Consider the following 18,062-nt stretch of genomic DNA (forward strand, 5'->3'; position numbering starts at 1 on the left):
TCTCTTGATGATTATTACGCGGCAAACTGACAGTGGAACTCGCCCTGCTCGCAGGTGACATGCAGACGTCGGTACTGCTGGTCGCTGCGGCTGGCGGTAAGTAAAATCTGGCTCATCTGAGGCAGCAACGTATTGGTCAGAATCGCATCCACCATACGCCCGCCCGACTCAACCTCGGTACAGCGCTGAACAATCTGTTCGACCACGCTGTCGTCAAATTCAGAAATAATGTTGTGATTCACTTCCAGACGACGCTGAATGCGCCTGAGCTGAAGACGCACAATCTGCCCCAGCATCTCGTCGCTCAGCGGGTAATACGGCACCACCAGCAGGCGGCCCAGCAGTGCAGGCGGGAACACCTCCAGCAGCGGCTGGCGCAGGGCGCCGCTTAACGCGTCAGGCTCCGGCATCAGTTCCGGGTCGGCGCACATGGCTGCGATCAGGTCGGTGCCGACGTTAGAGGTCAGAATAATAATGGTGTTACGGAAATCAATGTGACGCCCTTCGCCGTCCTCCATCCAGCCCTTGTCGAAGACCTGGAAGAAGATCTCGTGCACGTCCGAGTGCGCTTTTTCAATTTCGTCCAGCAGCACGACGCTGTATGGACGGCGGCGGACGGCCTCGGTTAATACCCCGCCTTCACCATACCCTACGTACCCCGGAGGCGCACCTTTTAAGGTGGAGACGGTGTGCGCTTCCTGGAACTCGCTCATGTTGATGGTGATGACGTTCTGCTCGCCGCCGTACAGGGATTCGGCGAGCGCCAGCGCGGTTTCGGTTTTACCGACGCCGGACGGACCGCACAGCATAAAGACGCCCACCGGCTTGTTCGGATCATCAAGCTTCGCCCGCGAGGTTTTCACGCGGCGGGCAATCAGATCCAGACCGTGACGCTGGCCAATAACACGCTGGTTCAGCGTGTCGGCAAGGTTCAGAACCGCGTCGATCTCGTTTTTCACCATCCGGCCCAGCGGGATCCCGGTCCAGTCAGAGACCACCGCGGCAACCACGTTTTCATCCACCGCGGCAAACAGCAGCGGCTCGTCACCCTGTAAGGCTTTCAGCGCCTGCTGCTGTTCCGCCAGCTTGCCGCGCAGCTCAGCGGTATCTTCCTCGCCCGCCGCGAACAGCGCGGCGCGCAGGCGGATAATCTCCTGCACCAGGCTGCGTTCTTCTTCCCAGCGCTCGGCCAGGGCTGCGCGTTTTGTCTCATACGCGTCGCGTTCGGCGCGTAATGCCGTGACGCGATCGGCATCACCGGCCCCCACGCGCGCTTCGCGTTCTGCGATCTCAATTTCCACGTCAAGCGCAGCAAGGTGACGCAGACAGTCTTCCAGCTGAGCAGGCGGCGCGCTCTGGCTGACGGCCACGCGCGCGCAGGCGGTATCCAGCAGCGCCACCGCTTTATCCGGTAGCTGACGCGCAGGGATATAGCGATGCGACAGTTTCACCGCCGCGCTGACCGCTTCGTCGAGGAGTAAAACCTGATGATGGGTTTCCAGCGGCGACACGGTGCTACGCAGCATCAGTACGGCTTTCGCTTCATCCGGCTCGTGAACCTGTACGGTCTGGAAGCGGCGGGTCAGCGCAGGATCTTTCTCAATGTATTTTTTGTATTCCGCCCAGGTGGTCGCGCCGATGGTGCGCAGTTGCCCGCGCGCCAGGGCTGGCTTGAGCAGGTTAGCGGCATCGCCGGTGCCCTGCTGTCCGCCTGCGCCAATCAGGGTGTGGATCTCATCGATAAACAGAATAATTGGCGTGGCGCTGGACTGCACCTCGTTAATCAGCGCCTGGAGGCGCGCCTCAAATTCCCCTTTCATGCCCGCTCCGGCCTGAAGCATGCCGATATCCAGCAGCCACAGCTGAACGTTTTGCAGCGGCTCCGGCACGTCGCCGTCGGCGATACGCAGCGCCAGCCCTTCCACCACTGCGGTTTTCCCGACGCCGGCTTCCCCGGTCAGCAAGGGGTTGTTCTGGCGACGACGCATCAGGATATCGACCATCTGGCGGATCTCTTCATCGCGCCCCACCACCGGGTCAATCTTGCCTTCCCGGGCGCGCGCCGTCAGATCCTGACCATACTGCGCCAGCGTGCCCTGCGCAGCCGGTACTGCCCCGGCAGGCGCGTCCGCAGCGGCGGCGGCCTGCTGGCTCTCTTTGCTGCTGGCGCAAATGGCGTCGAACTGCTCGACCAGCACCTCAACGTTAAGACGGGTGAACTGCGCCGAAATACTTTTCAGCACGTTAGCCAGATTCCACGTTTTCAATATGCCGATCAGCAAATGGCCGCCGCGGATGCGGCTGACGCCAAATTTCAGCGAGCCGTAGACCCAGGCGCGCTCGACGGCGCTGTCGATATGCTCGGAAAGATCAGACACGGAACTCGCGCCACGCGGCAGGACATCCAGCGCCTCCACGATATCGCGCGTCAGCTGCTGTTCATCAAGGGCGAAGTGACGGATGACCTGTTGCAGATCGCCATCCTGCTGCTGCATCAGCTGATGCAGCCAGTGCACCAGCTCAACGTACGGGTTGCCGCGCAGCTTACAGAAGGCAGTCGCGCTTTCCAGAGAGGTAAATAACAGCGTATCCAGTTTGCCGAAAAGCACGGCACGGCTAATTTCTGACATGTTAGTTTCCATTAACAATGATTCGGTATACGGAAGGATTATCGCTCTGCGCGATACACCAGATCGCCACGCGGAACAGGCTGAGGCTGAAGGCCGAGCCAGGTGTTGTACCCTAATCGCCCGGCGCTACCGAGCGTGGCGCCCTGCACCGCATCGGCGCGCAGGATCACCCGTGTTTCCCATTCAAATTCCACCCCGGCGTACTGTCGCACCCAGTCGCGCAGCTCGGTGACCCATCCTTCGCCCGGCAGAAAACGGTTGTAGTCGTCTGCGCTCAACGGGCCAATCTCGAGCCGGAATTTATGCTGCACGTCGCGTACCGCAATGCCGAGAAAAGCGGACTCTCCCATGCGCGGCAGGCGACGCCCCTCACCCAGCTGTGCCTGCTCCCGCGTTGAGAGCGGCATCCACTGCGGGACGTTGGCCACCAGCCTGACCGGCACGTTGAAATAGTTGCGCAGGATTTTCTCCAGCCCTTCCGGGTCCCGCCCGTGGCGGGTCAGGTGCCCGGCGTGAGTAAAGCGGGCATGCGCGCTCAGGCTGCCTTTCGACATCTGGGCAGGCTGCCCCATGCCAATCAGCGATGCCAGATACCCTTCGAAGCGCCTGTTGTCGTCGCGATCCAGTGAAACGGCAGGCTGCGCGTCCGCCCAGGCGCGGTAGAACAGCAGCGTCAGGCGGTGGTGAAAGAGGTCGGCAAACGCGCTGAGGCTGTGATCCTGATGATGATGAATACGCTCGCGGACATACTCAGTCATGTGCACCGGCAGTGGGCCGTTAGGACCAAACAGGCCGAAGCTCAGAATGGAAACCTCATGCAGTCCGTTCTCTTCCCGCTGCCGGACCTCAGCAACCGTTGACGGCGCAAAGCCCATTGAAGGCTGCTGACCAATACGCAGCGGCTCAAATTTAGGCAGCGGCGCGCGTCCCAGCGGGTAACGCTCGCCGCCCTGGGCATCAATGCGTCTTAACAGCTGGAAAAGATCGTAGCGCCACGGCGTCTCGCGCACCCCGCGCCAGAACGCATCGGGCAGCGGCGTCAGGCGATGCACGCGCAGCGTTGCAGGGGCAACTTCACTCATACCAGCGCCCTTTTACCCATACGCGGTGCCCAGTAGCCGATTTCGCCGCGCTGCTGGCTCTTGAGCGTGAACTCCGTAAAGCTGTTGATGGAGACCAGGCGGGCAAAAAGGCGCTCCAGCACGCTGCCGAAAAGCCACGGGCTGGCGCCGGAAAAGGCGCGTTCGTCCACCGTCAGGGTGATGCCGATCCCGCGGGCGAACACCACCGGGCCGGGTTCCGGCACGCGGCGGTGCACCGGCTCCAGCACGCAGTGACGAACGCCATCCACCTGACGGGCAACCGGCGTCTCGGCGAGGTTGGCGTACAGCCCTAACAGCTGACGCAGCGCGGCAGCGCCCTCTTCGTTTTCGCTGTCCATCAGGCTAAGGTAGTTCATTTGCAGCTGGCTGATGAGCCGCCAGGTGCTGAACCCTTCGGCCAGTGCCGGACGCGGCGGCGTCGGGCCTTTGCGCAGGGTTAACGCCTTCACCGGCATGGAGTCGGCCATAATAAACTGCCCAAGCTCCTGCTGGAGCATCAGCGGCAGGTCACGACTGGTGCACAGCACCTCGGCGGAGATATAGCGCAGGTTTTCCTGCCACGGCGCGTGCTGCGCATCCACCAGCGAGACGAAGACCTCCGAGCCGATATAGCCCGTGCGGGTGCCATAGCGCAGCGCGTGTTCGGAGAGAACGCGCTGCTCACGGCGCAGGGAAAAATAGGCGCCGTAGTTGCCCGCGTCCCCGCTCCAGGTACTCCAGAACGGACGAAACGTCTGGTCGTCCCGCTGACCATCCGCGCTGGCATAGATTTTTTTCACGGCATAAATTTCATAATCCAGCGGGCGGATGTTATCCACCACCAGGTGGTATTCATGCTGGCTTTCGCTCAGCTTCTGCCGGGCCGCCACTTTCGGGAACAGGTTGATCACCGGCGTGCAGTGCAGCGCCAGGTGGCTGGCATCCACCACGCGCTCCAGCTGATCGTCGCTCTTGTCGAGCAGAATGAAGATATCAAACGCTTTTTCGTCTTCGCAGCGCTGGATCAACTTGCCCAGCCCGCTCAGGCTGATGAAACGAAAACGCGCCGGGAACGCGAAGTACTCCTGCAACAGGCGATAGCCGTCGAAGTTACGCAGATCGTCCGGGAGCAGGGCCTGGTCCGCATCAAAGCCTTCCTGACGCAGGGCGTCAGACGACAGCAGCTGGCGCTGGGGCTGCTTGCTGACCGTCTGGCAGACGATGCCCGCGTGGTGCTCCATCACCAGCTCCAGCAGCTTCAGCGCCTCGATGTCCGGGCCGCTTAAGAAGAACTCCAGGCGGTCAAAATCCAGGTGCCCGAGATGCTGCGGGCCATCGCAGGCAATGCGGACCCGTAAGGCGCTGCTGATCCCCCGCTGACTCAGGCCGAGCTGGGCCAGCGGCAGATCGGCGGGAACGCCGCCCAGCTCGATCCGCTCAATTTTTAACGGCAGCAGGTTCACCTCGTGCGCCGTGGTATAGCTGCACGTAACGCCGGTTTTTTTCAGCGCCAGGCTGTCCATCATGGTGCCGCGCGGCACAATAAAGCCTTTGCTCAGGTCGCCCCGGCTGCTGTCGGGCTGAATTTCAGCGATCGCCATCGACGGCGTAGGCGCCAGATAATTTGGCGCAATCATCTCCAGCATACGCTGTGAAAAGCGCGGGAATTCGGCGTCCATTTTCATCTGCACGCGGGAGGTCAGGAAGGCGAAACCTTCCATCAGGCGCTCAATGTACGGGTCCGCCACTTCGATGCCGCGCATGCCGAGCCGCCCCGCCACTTTCGGGTAGCGTTCGGCGAACTCCGCGCCCATCTCGCGCAGATAGGCCAGTTCACGGTTGTAATATTCGAGCAGTTTGCTTTCCATCATTACCCCGCATCTTTCAGTTCAAAATGGCCGTTTTCCAGATCGACGTCGGTGCGAAAGAGAAACTCCAGCGGATACGGCACGCACCACAGGCGGCCTTTGATTTCGATAGACAGAACGTTGTGCAGATCTAACGAGGAGGTATCGGACACGCAGCGAACCTGAAGCCCCTGGGGCAGGATCCGCGGTTCAAAGTTAATAATCGCTTCGGTGAGCTTGCGCTGAATGTCGTGCCATTCGATATCAGACATTCTTTTCCCCGCCAGCGGCGCGACGCCGAAGTTAACGACGGAACGGCTCACCTGCGTCAGCCCGCTCAGATCGCTGGAGGCATCGTGGTTGATGGTATTAAACAACCACTGTAAATCCCGCAGGACGTTACGACGCAGCGCGGCGTGGGTAATCAGATTGCTGTTGGCGGACTCGCGTTTTTTTTCCGGATCGTTATCCGTCAGGCGATCCAGCAGTGAGGGCTGCATTTTGTCGCGCGCCCCCACTTTCTCCTGCCTGCTGCGGGCCTGCCAGCCGCTGCGCAGCAGATCGCCTTCGCCAGCGGTATTACTCATCCGCACCATCCGAGGTAAATGTCACCAGCCTCAGGGTAAGCAGCGGGCTTTCGCTTTGCTCGCTCAGCCAGGCTTTCTGTCCCATGCCTTCATACAGGGCGCCGTCATCGTCCAGCGGGAGCCATTCGGTGGTGCGCCCCAGCTTAACGCTGTCTGGCGCCCCGTCAGCAAACGGATAACGCGCCGGGATCTGACACACCTGCTCGGTGCCGTCCGTGAGGCGGACCAGCGCATGACGCCACACCAGATCGGTCACGCTGGCCGGAGCCTGAAAACGGATCGCATCGATGGCGCAGAACGGCACCCAGAAATAGCGGCCATTGACCAGGGTTTCACACACCGGCCCCAGACGGGCATCGCCGTCCATCAGCCATTCAAAGGTGTGGCTCTCTTCATTCTCCAGCGTGACCTGCCCGCGGCTTGCCGGGGCCTGTTCGAGTGCCTCCAGGCGCAGCGTTTGCGCTTGCCCGGCGCGTTCGGTCAGCGCCTGGGCTAACGTCGACAGCCACGGCCACTGCGCCTCGGGCATTGCCGGTCGCGCCTCTCCCGCGAATACGCGCGCCCGCTGCTGTTCACCCTGAATGGCCTGCTCCAGCAGCGTTACGGTTGGTTTTGCCTGCGGCTTCAGCGCCAGCCAGCTCTTCAGCTGGGTCAGGGCGCGCGCCCAGTTGCCGCTGAGGATCAGAAACTGCACAAACGCGGCGCGCAGATCGGCATCCGCCGGACGAGCTTTGATTTCGGCTTCCAGGCGAAGCAGCGCGTCGCTAATCGACTCACCCGCCAGACGTTGATAAAGCGTATTCATAGCCTCTCCTTAATTCGCCGCGCGCCAGGCGCCCACTGCCGGATCGCGCAGCTGCGGACGCAGCGTGTCAATCAGAACAACGTTCAGCTCCGCGCCCGGTGCAACCCATGCGCTCCAGATCTTCTTCACCTCTGCGATACGCGCCTGGAGTCTGGCGTCGTCGCTGGCGATCTCACGGGTGATTTCCACCGCCACCGTGCCGTTGCTCTTCCAGCCGTTCAGAGTGCTGTCGTACGGCAGGATCATCCAGCTCTGGTCGCTGTTCGGGGTGCTGAAGACCATGCGCTCTTTGTTAACGGAGGTGATCAGCGCCTTTTCAGGATCGACCGCGTTGTTCAGTCCCATCACCGGGAAGCCGTGAATGTAGGTGACCGGAATCGCTTTCTGCGTCCCGTTACGATTTTGCGTCACCACGGTGTGGCCGCTGAGCCAGCTACCGTTGCCGCAGCGGGTGGTGTCGGAATCCGGAATAAACAGCGCCGGCGCGGAGGAACCGCCCTCCCAGAAGGTGCGCAGGTGGCAACCGTCCTGAAGGGTGAACTCCTGCCATGGCGTCCGATCTGCCGCCACGGTGTGTGTCTCCGGATTCTGGTCAGGCGGCAGCAGCGCGCCTGAGGTGGTGGTCGTTGCCGCCGCCGTTTCCTGCTGCTTCACCACCAGCGCCCAGTCCTGCGCTTTAGCCGCTGTGCCCCGGGCAAGCGTCGTGCCTTCCGGATCGTTAAGCGTCCAGTTCAGGGTATTCAGCTTGCTGCACTGGTGCTCCAGCAGCGAGCCAAGGCGCGGCACGAAGTTTTCCAGCACCGAAACCTCTTTCTTGCCGTTCGCCACGATACGCAGCGCCACGTCCGCCTTACACCAGCTTTGCGGCGTATTGTCTTTAATGTTGTCGATCCAGATATCCAGCTTCTGCGCAGGAGACTGCACGATGCGGAAGTTTTCAGCCTGTGCGGTGGTCGCCACCGTCAGAAGAGCCAAACCCGATAGCCAAAGTTTCATATCAATCCTTGTGTGTCTAATCAGTTCCGCAGGGAAGAAATTGTGCTGCGTCAGAGAGCGTATGCAGCAAAGTGGTGTCCTGAGGGTTGCCCATCCACACCGCCACGGCGGTATAGTTATCCTGAGCATTGCCCTCCTGTTCGGCATTCTTTTGAATGATTTGGTTCATTAAGGTCAGCCACTCCTGTGGCGTATTGACCATGTGCAGCGACTGCTTCATCTGCTCTTCGCTGACGCCGTGCCAGAAACCGTCGGTGCAGAGCAGGAAGGCATCACCGTCCTCGACCTGCACGACATCGCTGTAGCTCGCTTCCGGTCCGCCATTCTCAATACCCAGCGCCAGATACAGCAGGTTGCTGTTGAGATCGTCGGTCTGATGCCCGGCATCTTTCATCTGCTGGACGAGGCTGTGATCGGTGGTGACATGCCACAGCCAGCCGCGGCGAAACAGGTACAGGCGGCTGTCTCCGGCGTGCGCCCAGTAAGCCAGACGGTAATCCCTGTCGATAAACAGGCTGACCAGCGTGGTGCCCATCCGGCGATAGTCCTGCACGGCCTGTTGTTCGCTGAGGATGGTGCGGTTCGCCGTTTGGACGTAGTCACGAATATGCTGCGCATTCAGGTGCTTGTCGCCGTCAAAGCGGGAAATAATGCTGTTGCGGGCCAGCTCAGCGGCCACCTCGCCGCCCGGCAGGCCCGCGATGCCGTCACAGACGACAAAGCAGGCTGAACGTTCCCCGATGGTTTCTCCCGTCTGATCCTGGTTGCTGGCGCGCGTCCCCTGGCGGGAGAGAGAAGCCGTTGCGATATTCATTTTTCTTCCGATCCGCTTTGTGAGTCTTTGTACTGATTGACCTCCATGTCATAGGCATGGAGGAAGGCTTCGCCAAACAGGGTATGGAAGTCGTCCTCGATCTCGCCCGCCGTCTCGCCATAGCTGCGAACGAAATAATCCCACAGCGCGGCTTTACGGCTGCCCGGCAGCGCCAGGCGTGACGTCATCCCGTTCTGCTTCGCCTGCTCTTCCAGCTGTTCCGGATTAAAGGATTGCAGCATGGCGGCGATAATGGCGCGGATACCGGAGATCATCCCCAGCTGGTGCGCCTGGAGATCGATTAGCGCATCACGCACCGATTTGGTCGGCGGCATAAAGCCCGGCATCGGCGTGCCGAACATCTGGATCAGCACCGTTTTCCCGGTCGGCAACAGTTTGAACGGGTTGTTCGCATCGTCGAGCACCATGGTCATATCGGCTTTCACCCCACGCTTGAGGATGGAGCGCGAGGAGAGCAGCGCCACGGTCCCCTGCGAGAACATGCCCAGGATCTGCCCCAGCTGACGCATATTTTCCCGGTCAAACTGCGGCACCGGCTGCATTTCGCTCAGGCCCATGCCCTCCAGCAGCGCCTCCAGCAGTTCGCCCTGAAGCACCTCGCCCCGCTCGCCGGTCTGCGCGGAGGCAGCAGGCGAAGCAGCGTTTTTAACCGGGTCGATACGCAGGCGGCCTTTAGGCGCCTGCGCGTTGCTGCGCGCCACGGCCTGCGGCGTTGGCATGGTGAAGCCAGCGTAATCGGGACGCGCGGGCTCTTCTTCCGCGCGCGGCGCATCCTGTGGTTCAGTCGGTTCCGGATCGAACAGCGGTGAGCTGGCCAGCGCATCCTCTTCCTGTGCGGCTTGCGGTTCAGGCTTTGGCTCCGGCTTATCGGCCACGATTTCATCCGGATGGGTTAACGGCGCGCCACCCATCAGGCCGAGGGGGTCATCGTGACGCGCGGCAGGTGCGCTCGCCGACCCGCCAAACAGGGCTAACGGATCAAGTTCGTCCGACGCCTCTTCCTTTGGCTGGGCAGGTTTGCTTTCGTCCGGCTGTACCAGCGTTGAAGGGGTGACATCGTCAAAGATGCTCTCTTTTTTAAACAACGCTTCATCGCTGAACAGCGTGTCCGGGTCAACGTTTTTACGTTCAAACGACGGTTCGGCATCGTTAAACATTGCCAGCGGATCTTCGGCATTCCGCTCCGGGGCCGCAGGCTGAGAGAACGGATCGTGGGATGCCGCGGGCTGTGGTTTTGCCCGGTTGCTGGAGATGCTGTCGGAGATGGAAAACTCCTGCATCAGGCTGTCCCAGATTTCCGACGGCACGGCCGTAGGTTCAGCTTTTCCGCGAGGCGCGGCGCTGGCCGGTTTCGGTTGTGGCGCCGGAGCAGGTGTCGCCGCTGGGCGCGCCTGCTGCATGCTGGCCGCCATGCGGCTTACGGGCTGGGTGTCATGAATGAGTTCGCTGACTTCAATGCGATAATCATCAATACCGAGAATATCCCCATCCTGAAGCTCAACCTGACGCCCACGCTCCAGCGGGATATCATTCAGTACCACGCGGGTAACGCTGCCGCGGTTCGTGACGCGGCATTCGCCACTGGCGTCGACGTGAACGATGGCCTGCAAACGCGAGATAGTGCGGTCATTGTCTGGCAGCACCAGATTGTTATCCGTACCGCGCCCAATGGTGCCGCCCGGGGCATAAAAATCACAGCTGCTTTGCGGCGGCTGATGACCGGGTTTCGTAGAAATAATCGTGAATCGCATGGCGTATTCCTGCTGGTATGATTAGCGCTCAAACGCTGCCGCTCTCGGGGGTGAAAACGGCGGGGTTTGGGGGTTATGGGCTGATTAAAATTATTTGACTACATTCAGGAAAATAATGCCAATAAGCAGCCATAGCGTGAAAAGAAAGGCCTGAGCTTTATAGCGTCGATGCAGTTTTAATATCCAGCCGATTCTCTCTTCCGGTAATGCCTGAACGAATTTATAGGCATCGTCCTGAACATTTCTGTCTTTGGTAAATTTCATCTTCACGCCTTTGCGAAGACGAACAAACCAGATTATTTTTTGATAGTTTGCCAGCGAGCCAAAAAATGATGCGTAATTTGTCACCAGATCGAGATCGTAGCCTTTTTGCCTATATTCTGAAAGAAGCTGATTATATTCGGCCTCGTGTTTTTTAAAATAACGGGAACTGATGAAGTCCATAATTACGACAAGTAAAAATAAAACAACAATCAGAAATAAAAGAATATTTTCTAAATTCACCATAGCTTATCCATGACATATTCAGTTGCTCCACCGGCAACTTCGCCACCAATGTATCCACCCGCAGCGGCTCCTACCACAGAACACGCGAGCAACCCTACACCACCTGTTGCCACGCCCAATGCAACACATACGCCAGCCCCAGCCATGGCGCCATATTTTCCGCCATAAATCCCGCCCGCAAGACTGGCGCCAAATTGACTGTACTTCTTAACGGCGACTTTGGAACAACTCTGCTCTCTACCTACTGTACAGGCATCGTAAACTTCATTGGTTGTGTTTGCACCAGCGAAGCCGATAGCAAGCCATCCTCCCATTTTCAGAAAACGGGCAGCTTTTGAAGCATTGTCTACATATGTTGAATACCCTCGTATCGAGGCAACACCCGCAGTACTCCATTCGTGGACAATTGACCTGCTTGATAAACCTAAAGCGTGCTTGATTTCTTCATAAGGTTTCAGTTTCAGCGTTAGTCTGGACAGCTTATTTAATAAAACGTCCAGCTCAGAAAAAAGTTTTTGCCTTTCAACAAAAAACTGCTGCCCGATCAATGTGCCTTGCGTTCTGTATTGATTTTGATAAGCCAGTTCGATAGCTTTTAATTTCTTTTCTATTTCGCTAAAGTACCTTTCACCTGCATCAGCAACCACCCCGAGAGATTTATCCATAAAATTAGTTAATGCTGCGATGGTACTAAAATGCTTGTTAAAGAAATTAGCTTCATCTGTATTCAGTTCTGCCAATGCTCCATTAACCTTTTGCTTTGCATTTTGTAATTGTTTTAGCTGAACCGCATTTTCAGCACCCGGAGCATTAAGGATCAATATTTGCCCGGGTTTTAACCACCGTGTGTCCCTGTTCACTTGCATAAAATAACGTGCCGCTTCACTGTCTGGTTTATTGAACAGTAGTCTTGCCTGGAAATCTAACGTACCAGCCTGCTGAACAACACAATAACCAGGAGCAACCGTTGATTTTACGCTCATATTGACATCCCTTTGCAAACGAAATTAAGTCTCTGTAAATAATGACCGGGGAAAACTCCCCGGTCACGCGCGCAATTACGCTTCTTTGTTTTCTTTGATGTTCCAGCCAGCGCTGCTTTCAGCACCTTTACCACCGGCAGTGGTCTGCTCCCAGTACTGCTGTTTCACTTTCGCAGCCTGGAATGCATAGGTCACGCCAACGGTATCGCCGTTGTCTGCACCCGTGTACTGAACGGAAGTCACGAGAACGTCTTCCAGGGTGATGCGGGTGTATTCAACCTGCTGACCACCCGCTTTGCAGACGGACAGTTCAACTTTGGTCAGGTGTTTACCGCTTGCGCAGTGTTTCAGGATTGCTGTAGTGGATTTGTCGATCAGAGCGTTAACGTGCAGATCGTTAAAGTTAACCTTACCGGCACCACCGCCACCACCCACACTCATATTACCTGGCTGGGACGCGCCCCAGGAGAAGGAGGTAATGTCAGTCCAGCCGGTGTGGTTAGAATCTTTAGATTCGCCCGTAACACCCTCGACCTTCAGAAACATATCAATAGCCATAATATCTACTCTTCGTGGATGAACAATATTGCTTTCGAAAAAGCCCTTATATGGCAAACAGGAAAGCATGGGGCTGAATAAAACCGTCCATATTTTACCTCTGCCTCATATCAAACGACCCGTGTCATTTGACAGTCTTACATTCCCCCTGAATGAAAGGAAAGAATGTGAAGTCTTTTACTACTGCGGATTATCCTGAATCCAGGTACGATCAGGATCGCCAATGATGAGCTGCGGAACCAGTTTATTCAGTTCGTCACTATGATAAAGACGTAGACAATTTAAGGTTACGCCTTTTACATCAGGTTTGCGCTCCGAGTGGAAACCATTAATTTGGTTTTTATACTTCCCAATAATGGCGTTAACTTTGTCAGTACCGTTTTCAGCATCAAACGGTATCCATTCAATAAATGCGCTCGCACTGCGGGCCGCATCAGCAGAAAATTGACTGCCTTTATCTGCTACCTGCGCAAGGCAGCGCGCCAGGACAAAATCTTTAACCACCTGCCGGTATGTTTGCTGCTGATAAAAATCAACGTAAGGGTTGTCACCGCGAGCAGAAAAAGATAAGCAAGTGAGCAAAAGAAATACGGTCTTTAAACACCTGAATATAATTATTTTAATTCCCAAAACCAGATTTCCTGACAGTACGGAAAGCAATCGGAGTTACATATAAACGAATTATTACTCAGAGGCTCGATAAGGTCGATATGACCACCGCCATACCCATCAATTTTATTGAAGAAAACAACACCTTTTCGGCCCAACATTGAGCGTGCACCAGCCTCGCGGTCTTTAAAGATTTCTGCCTTGCCAAACACATGGGATTTATAAAGCTGATCGGCAAGTAATTTTGCGCCAGGCTCGATTGTTTTTCCCTTATAGGGACCGGTCTTTATGGGTAAACGCCCTGTAAATTCAACATTACATTTTAACAATGCCAGGCTCATTCTTACCGCACAGGTATTTTCGTATGCCGGTTGTTGCTTGATAATCGTCGAATAATCGTAGCCAATTTCTGAAAAAACCTGTTCACCCGAGGCAAAACCCGCGCGTGTGTGATTTGAAGAGTAATGCTGACGTTTAAGTTGTTCGTATAATGGTCTCATTTGTCACTCTCCTTTTTTGCACGGGCGTAATTCTTTCATGCCGTCAATGATGATTTTTGAAGCGCGCTCCTCGCCTTGCTGTTTCGATAAGTTCGCAAAACGAGAATAGAGAAACTCATGTATTGTATTTGGCAAAAAAGGCCTGCCCTTGCACCATGCAGTGCCCTCAGACGCGTCGACTACGCCGAGAAGATACATATTTGCCTTAATGCGTTCACGTTCATTCGTTTTCGACAGCCAGGCTTTAGCAAAACGCTCTGCACTCAGATTTAAATCGTACCCTGTTAACAGCGTCGGATCGCGTTGGAAGTTTGATGTGTCATCCTGAGGCAATGCTTCCGCTTGAGGGTATTTATAATTTCCGGCGTCCGCGCTTGCGAGAGTAGAAACTGCCAGCAAACTGGTCGCGATCACAAGTATATGTTTCACCGTATATCCTTATTCACTGACAGAAATAAGTTAAGCTTTTACGCACAAATGGCCGGCCCCTGCGGGCCGGCAATTATTATCACGCGTCTTTCGTCTTCAGCGACGGCAGTTTAGAAACCAGGCGCAGGGAAACGGTCAGACCTTCCAGCTGGTAGTGTGGACGCAGGAAGAACTTCGCGGCGTAGTAGCCCGGGTTGTCCTCAATCTCCTGCACCTGCACTTCCGCCGCCGCCAGCGGTTTACGGGACTTGGTTTCCTGGGAGGAGTTCGCCGGGTCACCGTCGACGTAGTTCATCACCCAGTCGTTCAGCCAGCGTTCCATCTCTTCGCGCTCGCGGAAGGAGCCGATTTTGTCGCGCACGATGCACTTCAGGTAGTGAGCAAAACGACAGCAGGCGAACAGGTAAGGCAGACGGGAGGCCAGGCGCGCGTTAGCGGTGGCATCCGGGTCGTGGTACTCGGCCGGTTTTTGCAGGGACTGCGCGCCGATGAAGGCGGCGAAGTCGGAGTTTTTGCGGTGAACCAGCGGCATAAAGCCGTTTTTCGCCAGTTCCGCTTCACGGCGATCGCTGATGGCGATCTCGGTCGGGCACTTCATGTCCACGCCGCCGTCATCGCTCGGGAAGGTGTGGCACGGCAGGTTTTCCACCGCCCCGCCGGATTCGACGCCGCGAATCGAGGTGCACCAGCCGTACTCTTTAAAGGAGCGGTTGATGTTGGCCGCCATCGCATAGGCCGCGTTCGCCCAGGAGTAGCTGTTGTGGTTCGCGCCGTCGGTCTGCTCTTCAAAATCAAAGCTGTCGACCGGGTTGGTGCGAATGCCGTACGGCAGGCGCGACAGGAAGCGCGGCATCACCAGGCCCAGATAGCGGGCATCTTCCGATTCACGCAGTGAACGCCAGGCGGCGTATTCGGTGTTCTGGAAGATTTTGGTCAGATCGCGCGGGTTAGCCAGTTCCTGCCAGGACTCCATCTGCATCACGCCCGGTGCGGTACCGGTGATGAACGGACAGTGGGCCGCGGAGCCAATGCGCGCCATCTCGCCCAGCAGCTCAACGTCCTGCGGGCTGTGGTCGAAGTAGTAGTCGCCTACGATGCAGCCAAACGGCTCGCCACCGAACTGGCCGTACTCCTGCTCGTAGATTTTTTTGAAGATCGGGCTCTGGTCCCAGCCCACGCCCTTGTAGCGCTTCAGGGTGCGGCCCAGCTCCTGCTTGGAGATGCTCATAAAGCGGATCTTCAGCATCTCGTCGGTTTCGGTATTGTTCACCAGGTAGCTCAGGCCGCGCCAGGCGCTTTCCAGCTTCTGGAACTCCTCGTGGTGAATGATCTGGTTCACCTGCTGCGAAAGCTGCTCGTCAATACCGGCAATCAGGTTCTGAATGGTGCGGTAGGTATCGTTTGAGAAGGTCACGGTGTTTTCCAGCGCCTGCTGCGCCAGGGTTTTAACCGCGCTTTCTACGGCAGAGCGCGCCTGATCGGTTTTAGGACGGAACTCTTTATTCAGCAGCGCGCTGAACTCGTCCTGGCTGAACGCCTGGCCCGCCTGCTGATCGTGTTGTTGAGTCTGGTTGCTCATCGATTATTCCTCGCTACCTTTCGCACTTTCGTCATTTTTTGGCATCTGGCTCAGGGATTTGAGCAGCGTCGGATCCTGAAGGATTTTTGCAATCAGCTCTTCCGCGCCGTTTTTGCCGTCCATGTAGGTCAGCAGGTTGGAGAGCTGGGTACGGGCTTCCAGCAGCTTGTTCAGCGGCTCTACTTTACGGGCCACCGCGTCCGGCAGGAAGTCGTCCATGCTGTCAAAGGTCAGATCGACGTTGAGCTTACCTTCGCCGGTCAGGGTGTTATCCACCTGGAACGCCACGCGCGGCTTCAGCGCCTTCATGCGTTCGTCGAAGTTGTCGATGTCGATTTCCAGGAACTTACGCTCATCGACGGCTGGCAGGTTTTCCACCGGCTTGCCAACCAGATCGGCCATAACGCCCATCACAAACGGCAGCTGAATTTTGCGTTCTGCACCGTAGATCTCTACGTCGTATTCGATCTGCACGCGGGGAGCACGGTTGCGTGCGATGAATTTCTGTCCACTGTTACTCATTGCCATGATGTTCTCCATCAAAGATGCGCGGTGAAGGTGAAACGGCAGACTCCATGCCTGTCGTCATAATGCCAGGACGCGTCATTCGCGGCGTCCAAAGATGTTTTCCAGTTGGTTAACGCCGTCTGGCGCCAGGTCGCGAATAATGTCCATAAAGTTGAGTTCAGACAGCCGCTGCACCCGTTCAATCATCAGCGGTGCGGGATGGCTGGGTTCGTACTGCGCAAAGTACTGTTTCGCTTTTTCCAGCATTAGCTGCGCGTCGGCGCGGCTGGTCACCTGCACGCTGCGCCAGTCGGTGACCGGCTGAACGGGCTGCGCTGCCGCAGGCTGCGGCTCAGCGTGCTGTTCAGCCTGCGCGTCACGGTTCGGCAGCAGCTTACTGATGTCGGTCACCTGACACGCGCTGGCGACCAGCCCGACGGTTTTCAGCAGCTGTTCCATCTCCGGTACGCCACTTTCCCCGAGATAGCCGGTAAGCAGTTCGCGGATGGCCAGCAGGCGTTCGTTGATCACGATTACCGCTTCGGTGCCGGGCTGATCGCCCCGGGCCAGCTCATCGATCAGTCGTGGACGCCCGCCCGGATAATCCGGACACTCGGTTTTACTGCCGTCAAGCAGCGCCTGGGCGTCACGGAGCGAAATCTCATCGCCGTTTGAGCGGAGCAGTGAGGCGTTACGCACCGCGACCGTCAGGTCAGATTTATCACTCAGCCCGGCGAGGGCGTTGATGCGGTAGAACGGATCGGTTTCGCCATACTCTTCCAGCAGCGGGTAAAGCTGCTCCCAGTAACGGGACAGGGCTTCCTGCACCAGCAGTAGCCCGTCGGCGTAACCTGCCAGCCCGCGACGACGTGTCCAGGCATGGGTTAACGCCAGCATGACGCGAAGATCTTTGGTGCGTCCCAGTAGGCTGGTGGCGAGTTTTTCCACCGTGTTCCAGTCGGCAGGCTCTGCCGGAATGATGGTGTCGCCAAACTGCTGCTCGGCTTTGCCCTGACTGGCCTGCCCCATGGCCTGGAAATCAGCGTCGTACTCCAGGTTTTCACCGCAGGGGTTATCGGGGCTTATCGGCGCGAGAAATTCATCGATATTCATAAGATCCCTGCTTATTCAAACATAGGCGGGTAAAGACCGTGGCGGCCCGGACGGGCGCCGCCTGCCGGATCGAACAGCAGCGTAAAGAGCTGCCCGGTAAAGTTTCCGCTGTGGACGTGGGTGTAGAGCGGATAACCGTCGCAGCGGTTTGTCCACCAGTAGCTGGTCTGGCGCAGCGGATCAAAACACTCCGCCGCCTGCGGCCAGCCCAGCGTGCTCTGACCATCGTCGTCATAGCCAATCACGTCGAGAATGTCGGAGCGCTTTTGCGGCTCAACCGGCTGGGGCGCCGGGATGGTCATCAGCATTTCATCCAGCTGGGAGGCAGAATAGCTGTTACGCACCGCGTGCAGCCCCAGACGGCCAAGCTGCTGGTACCAGCTCTCAGCCTGCCCGAGCAGGCGGGATGACCACTCGGCGGGGGTGAAGCTCAGTTGCAGGCATACCGGATAGTGGCGGCCTACGCTGTCACGGCCCGGCAGCAGGCAGCCCATCTGAATCATCTGGCTACCGAGCATCGGCGGGACGACAAAGTTCCACACCGGGGCTTTTGAAAATGGGCGCTCGCCGCTGCGCTGCTCTTCCTGTTGCCAGGCCAGCAGGCCGACCTGGAACCAGTGCGACCACTGGCGTTGCAGGGTATCCGGAAAGCGACGCTGCAAAAAATCTCCGGCGCTGGGTAATTTGCCATACCAGCTATAACGGTTCATCGCAGGGGTATTCGTCATACGGCTGTCCTTGCGG

Annotated in this window: 18 protein-coding genes; all 18 read right to left on the reverse strand. The window is 57.5% G+C overall.

The genetic code is table 11. The features are described 5' to 3' along the window. Positions 1-14: 14 nt before the first annotated feature. The 18 genes from tssH to tagF all read right to left on the reverse strand — a co-directional run bounded on the left by tssH (position 15) and on the right by tagF (position 18,046). Positions 15-2,630 (reverse strand): type VI secretion system ATPase TssH, encoded by a 2,616-nt coding sequence (gene tssH, locus DD597_RS14330; RefSeq protein WP_129256330.1) that lies wholly within the window; start codon positions 2,628-2,630, stop codon positions 15-17. Positions 2,631-2,668: 38 nt separating this feature from the next. Next, entirely contained in the window at positions 2,669-3,712 is a 1,044-nt protein-coding gene (gene tssG / locus DD597_RS14335; protein ID WP_116290921.1) for a type VI secretion system baseplate subunit TssG, read from the reverse strand. Then, a complete protein-coding gene (gene tssF, locus DD597_RS14340; protein ID WP_032628408.1) occupies positions 3,709-5,580 on the reverse strand; it encodes a type VI secretion system baseplate subunit TssF in 1,872 nt (623 codons plus the stop codon). Before tssF ends, tssG begins: the two co-directional genes overlap by 4 nt. Positions 5,581-5,582: 2 nt before the next feature. Next, entirely contained in the window at positions 5,583-6,146 is a 564-nt protein-coding gene (gene tssE / locus DD597_RS14345; protein ID WP_003859970.1) for a type VI secretion system baseplate subunit TssE, read from the reverse strand. Beyond that, positions 6,139-6,951 (reverse strand): type VI secretion system accessory protein TagJ, encoded by an 813-nt coding sequence (locus tag DD597_RS14350; RefSeq protein ID WP_032658930.1) that lies wholly within the window; start codon positions 6,949-6,951, stop codon positions 6,139-6,141. The genes tssE and DD597_RS14350 overlap by 8 nt, the downstream gene beginning before the upstream one ends. 9 nt (positions 6,952-6,960) lie before the next feature. Beyond that, complete coding sequence (locus tag DD597_RS14355) at positions 6,961-7,947, reverse strand: hypothetical protein (RefSeq protein ID WP_022651409.1); 987 nt, start codon at positions 7,945-7,947, stop codon at positions 6,961-6,963. 16 nt (positions 7,948-7,963) lie between these two features. After that, a complete protein-coding gene (locus DD597_RS14360) occupies positions 7,964-8,761 on the reverse strand; it encodes a PP2C family serine/threonine-protein phosphatase (RefSeq protein ID WP_003859969.1) in 798 nt (265 codons plus the stop codon). Then, positions 8,758-10,533, reverse strand: a complete 1,776-nt coding sequence (gene tagH / locus DD597_RS14365) for a type VI secretion system-associated FHA domain protein TagH (protein WP_045350783.1) — start codon at positions 10,531-10,533, stop codon at positions 8,758-8,760. Before tagH ends, DD597_RS14360 begins: the two co-directional genes overlap by 4 nt. A 90-nt stretch (positions 10,534-10,623) precedes the next feature. Beyond that, complete coding sequence (locus DD597_RS14370) at positions 10,624-11,040, reverse strand: hypothetical protein (protein ID WP_045896022.1); 417 nt, start codon at positions 11,038-11,040, stop codon at positions 10,624-10,626. Continuing rightward, positions 11,034-12,023 carry a hypothetical protein gene (locus DD597_RS14375; protein WP_015570333.1) on the reverse strand — a complete coding sequence of 330 codons (990 nt, stop codon included), beginning with the start codon at positions 12,021-12,023 and terminating at the stop codon, positions 11,034-11,036. Before DD597_RS14375 ends, DD597_RS14370 begins: the two co-directional genes overlap by 7 nt. Before the next feature lie 75 nt (positions 12,024-12,098). Then, positions 12,099-12,581, reverse strand: coding sequence for a type VI secretion system tube protein Hcp (locus tag DD597_RS14380; RefSeq protein WP_014884229.1), 483 nt, complete (start codon positions 12,579-12,581; stop codon positions 12,099-12,101). A gap of 180 nt (positions 12,582-12,761) precedes the next feature. Then, positions 12,762-13,211, reverse strand: a complete 450-nt coding sequence (locus DD597_RS14385; RefSeq protein ID WP_022651413.1) for a T6SS amidase immunity protein Tai4 family protein — start codon at positions 13,209-13,211, stop codon at positions 12,762-12,764. After that, positions 13,196-13,690: a T6SS effector amidase Tae4 family protein gene (locus DD597_RS14390; RefSeq protein ID WP_022648411.1), complete on the reverse strand. Its 495-nt coding sequence runs from the start codon at positions 13,688-13,690 to the stop codon at positions 13,196-13,198. The genes DD597_RS14385 and DD597_RS14390 overlap by 16 nt, the downstream gene beginning before the upstream one ends. Positions 13,691-13,693: 3 nt before the next feature. Further along, positions 13,694-14,119 (reverse strand): Rap1a/Tai family immunity protein, encoded by a 426-nt coding sequence (locus tag DD597_RS14395; protein ID WP_022651414.1) that lies wholly within the window; start codon positions 14,117-14,119, stop codon positions 13,694-13,696. 79 nt (positions 14,120-14,198) lie between these two features. Continuing rightward, the gene (gene tssC / locus DD597_RS14400) at positions 14,199-15,698 is read right to left on the reverse strand and encodes a type VI secretion system contractile sheath large subunit (RefSeq protein ID WP_006810956.1); all 1,500 of its coding nucleotides are present in this window, start codon (positions 15,696-15,698) and stop codon (positions 14,199-14,201) included. Between the two features lie 3 nt (positions 15,699-15,701). Next, positions 15,702-16,226 (reverse strand): type VI secretion system contractile sheath small subunit, encoded by a 525-nt coding sequence (tssB, locus tag DD597_RS14405; protein WP_022648413.1) that lies wholly within the window; start codon positions 16,224-16,226, stop codon positions 15,702-15,704. A gap of 75 nt (positions 16,227-16,301) precedes the next feature. Next, on the reverse strand, positions 16,302-17,318 hold the full coding sequence (tssA, locus tag DD597_RS14410) for a type VI secretion system protein TssA (protein ID WP_003859964.1): 1,017 nt from the start codon (positions 17,316-17,318) through the stop codon (positions 16,302-16,304). A gap of 11 nt (positions 17,319-17,329) precedes the next feature. Further along, positions 17,330-18,046: a type VI secretion system-associated protein TagF gene (gene tagF, locus DD597_RS14415; protein ID WP_015570330.1), complete on the reverse strand. Its 717-nt coding sequence runs from the start codon at positions 18,044-18,046 to the stop codon at positions 17,330-17,332. Between the last annotated feature and the right edge of the window lie 16 nt (positions 18,047-18,062).

This window comes from Enterobacter cloacae complex sp. 677-3DZ2D5B, assembly GCF_004136695.1.
Classification (GTDB): Bacteria; Pseudomonadota; Gammaproteobacteria; order Enterobacterales; family Enterobacteriaceae; genus Enterobacter; species Enterobacter hormaechei_C.